Consider the following 10,765-nt stretch of genomic DNA (forward strand, 5'->3'; position numbering starts at 1 on the left):
GTTAGCTGCAAAAAAGATGTTGACACCCCTTCGGAATTCCGTAGAATGCCGCCTCACAGCAGGCACGTAGCTCAGTTGGTTAGAGCACCACCTTGACATGGTGGGGGTCGTTGGTTCGAGTCCAATCGCGCCTACCAAACAAAATCCGCTCTGCTGGGCGGTCTGGAAGGGCTCACCGAAAGGTGGGCCCTTTTTTGTTGCCTGCGATTTGTAAAACTTCCTTATCAACACTCCCGCCGCCATCGTTATGCTTTTACCCGTCGTGCTGCTGCTCTTCTGCAAGCATTATCGAATGCCGCCTGGGCGTTCATCACAGCTTCAGAATGTTGGAGCGTCCACCTATATAACGCACGAAATGGCTCTTCCAGCGTATGCCCCAGGTCGGTAACGCTGTACTCGACGGCGACTTGAGAAGAGGGAATGACGCGGCGCGACAAAATGCCGTTGCGCTCCAGGCGACGCAGGCTTTGCGTGAGCGCTTTTTGCGTAATGCCGTCGAGTCGACGTTTGATTTCATTGAAGCGCAGCGGGCTTTTACAGAGCGTTGCCAGTATCAATACGGACCATTTGTCCGCGATCTGATCGAGCAGTATCCGGCTGGTGCAATCAGCGGCGTAGACGACTGGAGGGTTCTCGTTTTGCCCCAACGCCTGAATAGCTTTTTCCTGCATGTAGTTTCCTCGGGTATACCTGAGCACTTTTAAGTGCCTTATTGATATTAGGTATACACCTTATACCATGGAGTTTCCTTTTGCTCGGAGCATCTCTCAATGAGTTCTACGAATCTCGACTCTCTATTTCAGCCGTTCACGATCAAGTCTTTGACCCTGAAGAATCGAATTGTAATGGCGCCTATGACGCGCGCTTTCGCCAAGGGCGGTGTGCCTGACGAACAAATCGCCGCTTATTACCGCAAGCGTGCGGAAAACCAGGTCGGGTTAATTCTGTCTGAGGGGACTGTGGTGGATCGTCCGGGCGCTCGTAATATGTCGCGGATTCCGTTTTTCCATGGCGATGAATCACTCGCAGGCTGGAAAGCAGTAATCGATGGTGTTCATCGTGCCGGTGGCAAAATGGGGCCGCAGATCTGGCACGTCGGGGCCGCGCCCAGTTTCCAGGAAGACTGGGCGCCCGCCGGTGGGTTTGAGAGCCCGTCGGGGCTTGCCGGTCCTCAAAAACCACTGGGGCAGGCCATGAATGATGAGGCGATTGCCGACACCATTGCGGCGTTCGCCAAGGCCGCTGCTGACGCCAAGCGGCTGGGGTTTGATACCGTCGAAATACACGGTGCCCACGGATACCTGCTGGACCAGTTTTTCTGGACAGGTACGAATGAACGCTCCGACCACTTCAACGGTGCAACGATCAAGGAGCGTTCACGGTTCGCGGCGGAAGTGGTCAAGGCCATACGCGCAGCCGTAGGGCCGGATTTCCCGGTCATTCTGCGTCTGAGTCAGTGGAAGCAGCAGGATTACAGCGCCCGATTGGCTACGACGCCTGAAAGCATGTCCGATTGGCTGGTGCCACTGGTGGAGGCCGGCGTGGACGTTTTGCATTGCTCTCAACGGCGCTTCTGGGAAGCCGAGTTCCCGGAACTGGACGGCGAGCAGGGTCTGAACTTTGCCGGCTGGGCCAAAAAGCTGACAGGCGCTGCGACTATCAGTGTCGGCTCTGTGGGGTTGTCCGGCGACTTCCTCGGCGCCTTCAGCGGCGAAAGCTCCCAACCGGCAGCGATCGACAATTTGGTGCAGCGATTGGAGAAAGAGGAGTTCGACTTGATCGCTGTTGGGCGAGCACTGCTGAGTGACGCGCAGTGGGTGAGGAAAATTCGAACGGGCAATTCGGCCGACTTGAAGCCTTTTGACGTAAAAGATTTGGCCGAGCTGGCCTGAGTCTCACACTTCTGACACGTGCAAAACCTTGAGTGTTGAAGGGCTCACCGAAAGGTGGGCTCTTTTTTTAGCTGGAATTTTGCCAATACCTGCCCATACCGCTTTGCGGGTTACTGCGCTGAGAACTGCTAGCAGAACAGCGTAGCCACCGATAACAGGCAGATAATCTGTGCAAACATCTGGCACCGTATCTCACCATTTGTTGTCGCCATACTCGTTTGTCCGGCGTACATAGCGGCTGCCTCCATCGGCAATACTGCGCTGAGCGCTGCGCAGGACCGCGCAACACTGTATTGAGTATAGGCCTGGAACGAGATCCATGCTGTCGAGACGACTTAAGGTGATTGAGCGCCGCTGGGTTAATGAAACTGGCGCAGATCCACTCAGGTTTGGTGCGCCCAAGGCATACTGAGGAGCGATTGAATTCAACCCATGGAGTCCGTAATGGAATTGGCAATGGAAGTATCGTTCGACGTGACGGCGCAGGAGCGCGAGGCCATTCTCAAGCCGCTGCGGGCTTTCAACCGCAGCCACACCGGCCAGATGCCGTCCGAAACGGTCGGTATTTTGCTGCGTGATCCCGCTTCTCAAGAAGTAGTGGGCGGTCTTTACGGGGAGATTTCCTTCGGGTGGTTGTTCATTGAACTGTTGAGCATTCCCGACCAGATGCGCACCCAAGGCACGGGGACGCGATTGATGCGTGCGGCTGAAGACCTGGCCCGTGAACGCAGTTGCGAGGGCATCTGGCTGGACACTTTCAGCTTCCAGGCGCCCGGGTTTTATCGCAAACAGGGCTTCACTGAATTTGGCCACATTGCTGATTTCCCGCCGGGCCATAAACGCCATTTTTTCCACAAGCGCTTGAGCTGAACTCCCTCAAAGCGCCGGGCCACCCGGCGCCCATCACCGACAAAATTTATTGGTTTGCAGCAACAATTTTTCTTGTTGGACACCTCCCGCCCCCAAGCAGCACAGTTGCCGCCACTGACGCTCGACCTCCCAGGTCAACAATAAAAAACCACGTCGGGCTGCACGCCACTTTCATGCTGTGAACCCTTTGTTCACATCCTGCCGTCATGGCGCCGCAGCGCGCATTCTAGGACTTAATCGTCATGCAAACTGTTGTGAACCTATGGCCGTTGATCGGCGTACTTGTCATCGTGGTTGGCTTTGTCCTGCGCTTCAATCCGTTGCTGGTGGTGACCGCCGCAGCCATTGCCACCGGGCTTGCCGCCCACTTCCCGCTGGAAAAAATCCTCGCCAGCATGGGCGAAGGCTTCCTTCAGACCCGCGCCCTGCAATTGATCCTGTTGCTGCCCCTGGCCGTTATTGGCCTGCTGGAGCGCCATGGCCTGCGCCTGCATGCGCAGAACTGGATCGCTCGCTTCGAGCGCGCCACCGTCGGGCGCTTGTTGATCATCTACCTGTTCGTGCGTGAGTCCACCGCAGCCATGGGCCTCACCAGCCTGGGCGGGCATCCGCAGATGGTGCGGCCGTTGTTGGCGCCGATGGCCGAAGGCGCAGCGGAAAAACGCTACGGCAAACTGCCGGACAAACTGCGCCACAAGGTGTTGGCCATGTGTGCGGCGACCGATAACGTCGGGCTGTTTTTCGGTGAAGACATCTTTGTTGCCTTTGGTGCGATTGCGCTGATGCACACCTTCCTGCTCGGTTCGGGGATTGATGTGGAGCCGTTGCACATTGCGGTGTGGGGCATTCCGACGGCGATTTGTGCGTTTATCATCCACGCGATTCGCCTGCACCGGTTCGACCGAAGGCTTACTCGCGAGATGACGCCCGTCGCCACGCCGGTGGAGGCTGCGCAATGATTATCTCGATTGAGTACCTGTACTGGCTTGCTGGCATTCTGCTGTTGATTACCGCAGGCATGATCCTGCTGGATCGTACCCATCCCAAGCGCTGGTCCAGCGCGGTATTCTGGTTGCTGTTTGCCATTCCGTTCCTGGTCGGGGAGCGTTTGCCGCCGGTGGTTATCGGCGTTGGCGTGGTGGTGATGGCGTTGATCGCAGGTTTGGGTGGCGTGGGGCGCGGTGTGCATGCCCAGTTGCATGACAAGTCTGCCCGCGCCAGTGCCGGTCGGCTTGGCCACAAGCTGTTTATCCCGGCGTTGGCCATTCCGCTGACCACCGTGATTGGCTCGGTATTGCTCAAGCACACCGAAATCGGCGGCGTGCCATTGCTGGACCCGAAAAACACCACTTTTGTCTCCCTGGGCATCGGCTGCCTGATCGCCCTCGGCCTGGCCTGTTGGTTGACCCGCGACACACCGGTGCAAGCCTTGCGTGAATCCCGACGCCTGACCGAAGCCTTGGGCTGGGCCATGGTGCTGCCGCAAATGCTCGCCATGCTCGGCTTGCTGTTCAATGAAGCCGGGGTCGGCACCGCGGTTGCCCATGTCACCACCACCTATATCAACCTGGATTTCAAGCTGGTGGCGGTGATGGTGTATGTATTGGGCATGGCGCTGTTTACCGTGATCATGGGCAATGGTTTTGCGGCGTTCCCGGTGATGACCGGCGGTGTCGGCGTGCCGGTGCTGGTGGGCATCTACGGCGGCAACCCGGCGGTAATGGCGGCGATTGGCATGTTCTCCGGCTATTGCGGCACGTTGATGACGCCGATGGCGGCCAACTTCAATATAGTTCCGGCAGCCTTGCTGGAGTTGCCGGACAAGAACGCGGTCATCAAGGCGCAATTGCCCACGGCATTGATGATGCTGGTGGTCAATATTGTGCTGCTTTACTTGTTGATGTGAGGCCAGGATGCAAACGTTACTGTTGATGGGCTTCGAGCCTTTTGATCAAGACCCGGTCAACCCGTCCTGGGAGGCTGTACGCCAGTTGGATGGGATGCTATTGGACGAGGATGTGCAGATTGTTGCGCGCCGACTGCCCTGTGCATTTAGCCTGGTGGGGGAGTGCCTGGCTGAGTGGATCACGCAATTGCGCCCGGCGATGGTGATCGCCACGGGGCTTGGGCCTGGGCGCGACAGCATTTCCATGGAGCGGGTGGCGATCAACGTTAACGATGCGCGCATCCCGGACAACCTGGGTGAGCAACCTGTCGATACGCCCGTGGTGATCGACGGGCCGGTGGCGTACTTCAGCACATTGCCGATCAAGGCCATGGTCAAGGCGTTGCGCGAGGCCGGGGTGCCTGCGGCGGTTTCGCAGACGGCGGGTACGTTTGTGTGTAATCAGGTGTTTTATCTGTTGCAGCACGCGCTGGCCGGCACGGACGTTCGCAGTGGGTTCATCCATGTGCCGAACTTGCCGGAGCAGGTGGTGGGGACTGGGCTGGCATCGATGCCATTGGTGACAACCTTAGAAGGCTTGCGCCTGGCGGTGCAGGTGGCATGGAACACACAGGTTGATGTGGTGCAGGCCGGTGGCCAGGTCAGTTGACCCGGCTCGCGGTGTTCAGGCTTCGCGCCTGGGGAAAAACAACTCAAAACAGGTCACTCCGGCCTCACTGGTGACCCGGTAGCGGCCGTTATGCAGCTGCATGATGGTCGCCACAATCGACAGCCCCAGCCCATTGGACTGGGCCGAGCGTTCCCGTGACTCATCCACCCGGTAAAAACGCTCGAACAGGCGCGGCAAATGCTCGGCGGGAATGGTCTGCCCCTGGTTGCTGACGCGCAAGTTGATGCCCTCGGCGTCTGGAATGGCCTGAATCAGCAACTGCGAACTGGGTGCGCCGTACTTGATGGCGTTTGCACACAAATTTGCCAAGGCGCGGCGCAACAGCATCGGTTCGGCCCAGATCAGGCCTTCGCCCTCGGCCTGAATGTGAATATCCACATCGCTCGCCAACCCTTCGAAGTAGTCGGCTATACGCTCCACTTCATCCGCCGCACTCAGTTCCTGGCGTTGGCGCAGTGCGCTGGCCGGGTCGGTACGGGCGAGGAACAGCATGTTGTCGAGCATTCGTGCCAGGCGTTCGAGTTCTTCGACATTGGACGCCAGCAGTTGCTGGTAGCTCTCAATGTTACGGCTCTGTTGCAGGGCTACCTGGGTTTCCCCCAGCAAGTTGTTGATCGGCGTGCGCAGCTCGTGGGCCATGTCGGTGGATACCTGGCTCAGTTGTACAAAGCCCTTGGCCAACCGTTCAAGCATGGTATTGAAGGCGTCGATCATTGGCAGCAGCTCTTTGGGCGCGCCGTGGCTGTCGAGGCGTTCGGCCAGGTTGCCCACGCCGATACCTTGGGTGTGCACGGCCAGGCGCCGCAGTGGCACCAGCCCGCGGTGCACCAGCAAGTAGCTGACGATGGCGAGAATGACCGCGGCGATGCTGGCGAGGATAAACACGCTCAAGCGATAGCTGGCGAGCATCGCCGTGCGTTCGGTCATCAGGCGCCCGGTGGTGACTTGCAGGCTGCCCAGGTCGCCCGAGTCGATGGACGCGGCCACGGTGGCGAAAGGCACGCCATTGATACCGGGTAAATGGTGCACGTCGGCAAAGCCCAGTTCACGGTTGGTGGGCACGGGCGGCACATCTGGCATTGCAATGTTGCCCGGGTTTACCAGCAGCAACGGCTTTTGCCCCGGCGCCGCGATGCTCAGCACCGACTCGCTGTTGCCCAGCATGTTCTGGAACAGCTCTGGCTTGGTCTTGATCAGGTCCAGGGTGTTGCTGTCCTTGAGCAGGTTGCGCAACTGGTCGGCGCGATAAATCAGTGCGGCGTCGTCACGCTTGATCAGTTCACGCTCAAGCTCGCGGTACAACGCAACGCCCAAGGTGGCGAGCAGGGCGAAGGCGAGCAGGGCGAAGATCAGCGCCAGGCGCAGGGTCAGCGAATAATGGCGGCGAGGGTTCATGGCTGGGTGTCGAAGCGGTAGCCGATGCCCCGCACGCTGTGGATCAATTTGAGCTGGAATGGGTCGTCGATTTTCAGGCGCAGGCGCCGCACGGCGACGTCGACCACATTGGTGTCGCTGTCAAAGTTCATGTCCCAGACCCGCGAAGCAATCATCGAGCGTGATAACACCTGGTCCTGGTGCGTGGCGAACAGGTGCAGCAGGGCGAACTCCTTGTTGGTCAGCGTTATGCGCGTGCCGTTGCGGGTGACGCGGCGCTTGAGCACGTCGATCTGCAGGTCGGCGATGTGCAGTTGCTCTTCTTCGCGACTCGGGCCGCGACGCGTCAGGGTACGCAAGCGCGCGACCAGTTCGGCGAAGGAGAAGGGCTTGATCAGGTAGTCGTCGGCGCCCAGTTCCAGGCCCTTGATGCGGTCGGCGATGTCATCGCGGGCAGTGAGGAACAGCACCGGCGTGTCAGCCTCTTTGCGCAGGCGGCGCAGCACTTCCCAGCCGTCCATTTTCGGCATCATCACATCCAGCACGATGACGTCGAAGGGCGTTTCCAGCGCCTGGTGCAAGCCGTCTACGCCGTCGCGGGCAAGGCTCACCGAGTAACCCAGTTCCTGCAGGCCATTGAGCAGGTAATTGCCGGCCTTGGGTTCGTCTTCGACTACGAGGATGTTCATGGGAAGTGCCCTGGTTCGCTGCGTTGCGCAAGTGTAGCCGGATCAATTGTCACTGGGGCAACCGATGCCTTGCACCTGGTAGTCCAGCACGTGTTCACGGTCTTGGGAGTCGAGGTATTTGAGTTGTGCCGGGACGATCCCGCATTGGCCGTAGGTGTCGGTGCTCGACAGCACTTTGGCCACGTCCAGGTGCACGAAGAAGCCGGTTTTGTCGTGGATCACGTTAGTTTCAGGGGCTGTGTCGGCAGCGAACGCAGAGCCGGTAGCAAGCAAAGCGGCAAAGCCCAGGATAAACAGTTTCATGGCAGTAGCTCTCTTTAAGGGTTGGCTGCCGGGGCTGGCAGTGAGTTCACAGTAACCAGGCACCCCAAACAGCCAGCCAACAGGATCATGACAAGTTTGTAATGCGTGGTTTAAGGCTGGCGGCCGGACGCTTCGAGGATCAGGTCGGTGATTGCCTTGGCGTGGGACACCAGCGACAAGTGGCTCGACGGCAGTTCGATGGTGGTCGCGTTCATGCGCTTGGCCAGAAAACGCTCCAGGTCCGGGTTGATGGTCTGGTCATTGCTCGACACTGCGTACCAGGACGGCTTGGTGTGCCAGGCGGCATTCACCGTGCGGCCGTTGAACAGGGTCTTGGCGATCGGCTGTTGTACCGCGAACAGCTGCAGGGCTTTGGCGCGCGGCACGTCAGCGGCGAAGTACTTGAGGAAGGCGTCCTGGTTCAGCGTCAGGTAACCGTCGTGCTCGACGACACCGGCGCGCACCGGCGTGCTGGGGTATTTGGCAGACAGGGCGACGAAGTCTTCGTTGGTGTCCGGTGCACGGGCGGCCACGTACACCAGTGAGCTGACCTTGGGGTTCGCCCCGGCGTCGCTGACCACGGTGCCGGCGTAGGAGTGACCGACCAGCACGGTAGGGCCGTCCTGTTGGTCCAGCACGCGGTTGGTGGCAGCGACGTCATCGGCCACCGAAGTCAGTGGGTTTTGTACGGCGGTCACATGCAGCCCGGCGGCCTGCAGGCGCGTGATCACCTCGGACCAGCTCGAGCCGTCAGCCCAGGACCCGTGCACCAGCACCACATTGTTGGCCTTGATCGGCGCGACAGTGCCGGCCATGGCGGTGCCGGTGCCCAGCATCAACAGGCTGGCGGCGATCAGGCAGAGTTTGCTGGCAGGTTTCATCGTGCGGCCCTTCATCATCAGTGGGAAGTTGTGCCACCCGGTGTGGGTGACTGACGACGCCACTGTATGAAGCGAGGGTGCTGACAAGCCTTACAGGCTCATTACAAACCTGTCATTCAATCGCAGGGGCCGCCAGATACCGCTGGCGTTTACAAGCGAGGAGGTGACCCGTAGATTGCATCGGGCCGATTATTTGTTACCGCCTATGAGGAAGCCACGCAGTGTCCATTCGAGGTCCAGCCGTATTCACCCAACGTTATCGCGCCTTCCTGTTTGATATGGATGGCACCCTGCTCAACTCGATTGCCGCCGCCGAGCGCGTGTGGAGCATCTGGGCTGAACGCCACGGTCTGGAGGTGGCGGCGTTCCTGACCACCATTCATGGCGCACGCGCCATTGACACCATTACCCGCCAGGCGCTGCCAGGGGTAGATCCCGAAGTTGAAGCACAGTGGATTACCGAGGCCGAAATCAACGACGTCGAAGGCGTGGTGGCGATTCCCGGTGCTGTTGAGTTTCTGAATAGCGTGCCTGGCGATCAATGGGCACTGGTCACGTCTGCGCCCAAGGCGCTCGCGCTACGACGCCTGGCTGCGGCCGGTATTACGCCCCCGGCCGTGCTGGTGACGGCCGAGGACGTTGCCAGCGGCAAGCCCGATCCCGCCTGTTACGTGCTGGGCGCCCAGCGTCTGGGTGTGCCGGTGCAGGATTGCCTGGTGTTCGAAGACGCTTCGGTGGGGATTCGCGCCGGGGAGGCGGCCGGCGCGGATGTGCTGGTTGTAACCAATACACACCTGACGCCGATCGTCACGGTGCATGCCTGCATTAACGACTATCAGCCGCTGCAGGTTCTGCGCGATGCAGAGGGCACGTTACGCTTGCAGCGCCTGGAAGACTGAAACGAAAAAGCCGAGCCCGTTATTGGTCTCGGCTTTGTGCGCAGGAAGGCGAGTCGGGTGGCGCCTGCAGTCGGCTGCTCTTGATGCCTTGGCGCGAAAGCACCATTTCCCTGAGGATTTCATTGGCAAGCCGGGCAATCGCCTCGGGGCCATGGTAGTGCGCGCGCACGATGCCGGTAATCGCGAAATGGTCGGTTTCCGGACCACTAAGGATGGCGGAAAGGGTGCCGTCAGCGTGTAACGTACAGGTGATCGCATAGCTGGGCAAACGCGCCGCCAGGGCCGCTTCGATTTGAGATTTGCTGAGGGTATCCATCTGCGTCAATGCCTTTCAGAAACCGTGCAAGCCCAAGCATAGATCCTGCCGCCGACCTGTAAATACCGGCGATCTAATAGCAGATTAGCCGCCATCAACGTGCGGTTTTCGGGTGCTCACGTTGCGCGGCGCGCTGGCGTAATTTGCGCAAAATGGCTTTCTGGATAGGCTGCAGGCAGAACACGAACAGGTAACCGCACAAGAAGAGTGTAAGTTCCATCGACGAACGCTTGCCGGGGTCACTGACTGTTTCGATCTCGAACTTCACGCCATATCCCAGCACCACGAAGGCCAGCCCTATCAGCAGGGCGATCCCCCAAGACTTGGAGGCAAGCGGTTGTTTTGCAATCGGTCTCATCGACGTGCTCCTGAACGCACACTGATGGTAGGGTTATAGTCAGTGGATTCGGCCGCGAATTACGTAACAAGTTCCAGTCGCCAAGACAGTTTTATCTTGCAGCGTAGCTGAAAGCATAAAGCACGCCGATCATGCAGGAAGCGCGAGTGGGCGGAAGGGTTTTCGCCAGCCATCACAATGAACGAAAAGGCTGGCTACTGAGTGAGGAGTCAAGGAGTCTGGTTTTTGTCCGGAGCTGTCAGGCCAGCCTGAATGCGCTGGTAGATCTCCTCGCGATGCACGGCAACGTCCTTGGGTGCGTTGATGCCGATTCGTACTTGCTGGCCGCTGACGCCCAGGATGGTGATCGTGATGTCATCACCGATGTTTATGCTTTCACCAACTTTGCGGGTGAGTATCAGCATGGACTTCTCCTTGATTACTTTTAAGGACACATGTTTCAGACAGGGCAGGTGTCGGATGTGTGTAGCTTACTGCTAAGGAAACTCTGAAAAAGACTTTCTGATTTGGCAAAATACCGCGACCCCACCCACCGAGTTTCCCGATGAAGCAGATGACCTTCGCCGACGCCGAGTACGCTGGCAAGCGCAAGCAAACCCGCAAGGAG

At 59.1% G+C, this 10,765-nt stretch carries 14 protein-coding genes and 1 tRNA gene; 7 read left to right on the forward strand and 8 right to left on the reverse strand.

The genetic code is table 11. From position 1 onward, the window contains the following. Nucleotides 1-60 precede the first annotated feature (60 nt). Nucleotides 61-137 (forward strand) — tRNA-Val (locus HBO23_RS10410). Nucleotides 138-245: 108 nt separating this feature from the next. Here HBO23_RS10410 and HBO23_RS10415 read toward each other — a convergent pair. Further along, nucleotides 246-671 (reverse strand): helix-turn-helix domain-containing protein, encoded by a 426-nt coding sequence (locus HBO23_RS10415; protein ID WP_170037991.1) that lies wholly within the window; start codon nucleotides 669-671, stop codon nucleotides 246-248. A gap of 99 nt (nucleotides 672-770) precedes the next feature. On the opposite strand from HBO23_RS10415, the gene HBO23_RS10420 reads away from it, so the two are divergent. The 5 genes from HBO23_RS10420 to pcp all read left to right on the forward strand — a co-directional run bounded on the left by HBO23_RS10420 (nucleotide 771) and on the right by pcp (nucleotide 5,317). Then, on the forward strand, nucleotides 771-1,892 hold the full coding sequence (locus HBO23_RS10420; RefSeq protein WP_017138751.1) for an NADH:flavin oxidoreductase: 1,122 nt from the start codon (nucleotides 771-773) through the stop codon (nucleotides 1,890-1,892). Nucleotides 1,893-2,336: 444 nt separating this feature from the next. Then, nucleotides 2,337-2,762, forward strand: a complete 426-nt coding sequence (locus HBO23_RS10425; RefSeq protein WP_170037993.1) for a GNAT family N-acetyltransferase — start codon at nucleotides 2,337-2,339, stop codon at nucleotides 2,760-2,762. 242 nt (nucleotides 2,763-3,004) lie between these two features. Next, nucleotides 3,005-3,721, forward strand: coding sequence for a DUF969 domain-containing protein (locus tag HBO23_RS10430; RefSeq protein WP_169988583.1), 717 nt, complete (start codon nucleotides 3,005-3,007; stop codon nucleotides 3,719-3,721). Then, entirely contained in the window at nucleotides 3,718-4,668 is a 951-nt protein-coding gene (locus HBO23_RS10435; RefSeq protein ID WP_169988581.1) for a DUF979 domain-containing protein, read from the forward strand. Before HBO23_RS10430 ends, HBO23_RS10435 begins: the two co-directional genes overlap by 4 nt. Before the next feature lie 7 nt (nucleotides 4,669-4,675). Beyond that, nucleotides 4,676-5,317: a pyroglutamyl-peptidase I gene (gene pcp / locus HBO23_RS10440; RefSeq protein ID WP_170037995.1), complete on the forward strand. Its 642-nt coding sequence runs from the start codon at nucleotides 4,676-4,678 to the stop codon at nucleotides 5,315-5,317. A 15-nt stretch (nucleotides 5,318-5,332) separates the two neighbouring features. Here the strand turns inward: pcp and HBO23_RS10445 are convergent, their stop codons facing one another. The 4 genes from HBO23_RS10445 to HBO23_RS10460 form a co-directional block, all read right to left on the reverse strand. Next, nucleotides 5,333-6,733: a heavy metal sensor histidine kinase gene (locus tag HBO23_RS10445; protein ID WP_170037997.1), complete on the reverse strand. Its 1,401-nt coding sequence runs from the start codon at nucleotides 6,731-6,733 to the stop codon at nucleotides 5,333-5,335. After that, nucleotides 6,730-7,401: a heavy metal response regulator transcription factor gene (locus tag HBO23_RS10450; protein ID WP_056861264.1), complete on the reverse strand. Its 672-nt coding sequence runs from the start codon at nucleotides 7,399-7,401 to the stop codon at nucleotides 6,730-6,732. The genes HBO23_RS10445 and HBO23_RS10450 overlap by 4 nt, the downstream gene beginning before the upstream one ends. Nucleotides 7,402-7,443: 42 nt before the next feature. Further along, nucleotides 7,444-7,704, reverse strand: a complete 261-nt coding sequence (locus HBO23_RS10455) for a DUF2790 domain-containing protein (protein ID WP_017138759.1) — start codon at nucleotides 7,702-7,704, stop codon at nucleotides 7,444-7,446. A gap of 110 nt (nucleotides 7,705-7,814) precedes the next feature. Beyond that, nucleotides 7,815-8,585, reverse strand: coding sequence for an alpha/beta hydrolase (locus HBO23_RS10460; protein WP_170037999.1), 771 nt, complete (start codon nucleotides 8,583-8,585; stop codon nucleotides 7,815-7,817). A 221-nt stretch (nucleotides 8,586-8,806) separates the two neighbouring features. On the opposite strand from HBO23_RS10460, the gene HBO23_RS10465 reads away from it, so the two are divergent. Beyond that, nucleotides 8,807-9,484: an HAD-IA family hydrolase gene (locus HBO23_RS10465; RefSeq protein ID WP_170038001.1), complete on the forward strand. Its 678-nt coding sequence runs from the start codon at nucleotides 8,807-8,809 to the stop codon at nucleotides 9,482-9,484. 19 nt (nucleotides 9,485-9,503) lie between these two features. Here HBO23_RS10465 and HBO23_RS10470 read toward each other — a convergent pair whose 3' ends face one another. The 3 genes from HBO23_RS10470 to csrA all read right to left on the reverse strand — a co-directional run bounded on the left by HBO23_RS10470 (nucleotide 9,504) and on the right by csrA (nucleotide 10,562). After that, the gene (locus HBO23_RS10470; RefSeq protein ID WP_017138762.1) at nucleotides 9,504-9,800 is read right to left on the reverse strand and encodes a hypothetical protein; all 297 of its coding nucleotides are present in this window, start codon (nucleotides 9,798-9,800) and stop codon (nucleotides 9,504-9,506) included. Between the two features lie 94 nt (nucleotides 9,801-9,894). Continuing rightward, nucleotides 9,895-10,158, reverse strand: coding sequence for a hypothetical protein (locus tag HBO23_RS10475; protein ID WP_170038003.1), 264 nt, complete (start codon nucleotides 10,156-10,158; stop codon nucleotides 9,895-9,897). A gap of 209 nt (nucleotides 10,159-10,367) precedes the next feature. Beyond that, nucleotides 10,368-10,562, reverse strand: a complete 195-nt coding sequence (gene csrA, locus HBO23_RS10480) for a carbon storage regulator CsrA (RefSeq protein ID WP_003192511.1) — start codon at nucleotides 10,560-10,562, stop codon at nucleotides 10,368-10,370. Nucleotides 10,563-10,765 lie beyond the last annotated feature (203 nt).

The organism is Pseudomonas sp. WS 5532, assembly GCF_012985445.1.
Lineage (GTDB): Bacteria > Pseudomonadota > Gammaproteobacteria > Pseudomonadales > Pseudomonadaceae > Aquipseudomonas > Aquipseudomonas edaphica.

Coding starts and splice junctions, on each gene's coding strand:
- HBO23_RS10415 (WP_170037991.1), bottom strand. CDS start 671: ATGCAGGAAAAAGCTATTCAGGCGTTGGGGCAAAACGAGAACCCTCCA.
- HBO23_RS10420 (WP_017138751.1), top strand. CDS start 771: ATGAGTTCTACGAATCTCGACTCTCTATTTCAGCCGTTCACGATCAAG.
- HBO23_RS10425 (WP_170037993.1), top strand. CDS start 2,337: ATGGAATTGGCAATGGAAGTATCGTTCGACGTGACGGCGCAGGAGCGC.
- HBO23_RS10430 (WP_169988583.1), top strand. CDS start 3,005: ATGCAAACTGTTGTGAACCTATGGCCGTTGATCGGCGTACTTGTCATC.
- HBO23_RS10435 (WP_169988581.1), top strand. CDS start 3,718: ATGATTATCTCGATTGAGTACCTGTACTGGCTTGCTGGCATTCTGCTG.
- pcp (WP_170037995.1), top strand. CDS start 4,676: ATGCAAACGTTACTGTTGATGGGCTTCGAGCCTTTTGATCAAGACCCG.
- HBO23_RS10445 (WP_170037997.1), bottom strand. CDS start 6,733: ATGAACCCTCGCCGCCATTATTCGCTGACCCTGCGCCTGGCGCTGATC.
- HBO23_RS10450 (WP_056861264.1), bottom strand. CDS start 7,401: ATGAACATCCTCGTAGTCGAAGACGAACCCAAGGCCGGCAATTACCTG.
- HBO23_RS10455 (WP_017138759.1), bottom strand. CDS start 7,704: ATGAAACTGTTTATCCTGGGCTTTGCCGCTTTGCTTGCTACCGGCTCT.
- HBO23_RS10460 (WP_170037999.1), bottom strand. CDS start 8,585: ATGAAACCTGCCAGCAAACTCTGCCTGATCGCCGCCAGCCTGTTGATG.
- HBO23_RS10470 (WP_017138762.1), bottom strand. CDS start 9,800: ATGGATACCCTCAGCAAATCTCAAATCGAAGCGGCCCTGGCGGCGCGT.
- HBO23_RS10475 (WP_170038003.1), bottom strand. CDS start 10,158: ATGAGACCGATTGCAAAACAACCGCTTGCCTCCAAGTCTTGGGGGATC.
- csrA (WP_003192511.1), bottom strand. CDS start 10,562: ATGCTGATACTCACCCGCAAAGTTGGTGAAAGCATAAACATCGGTGAT.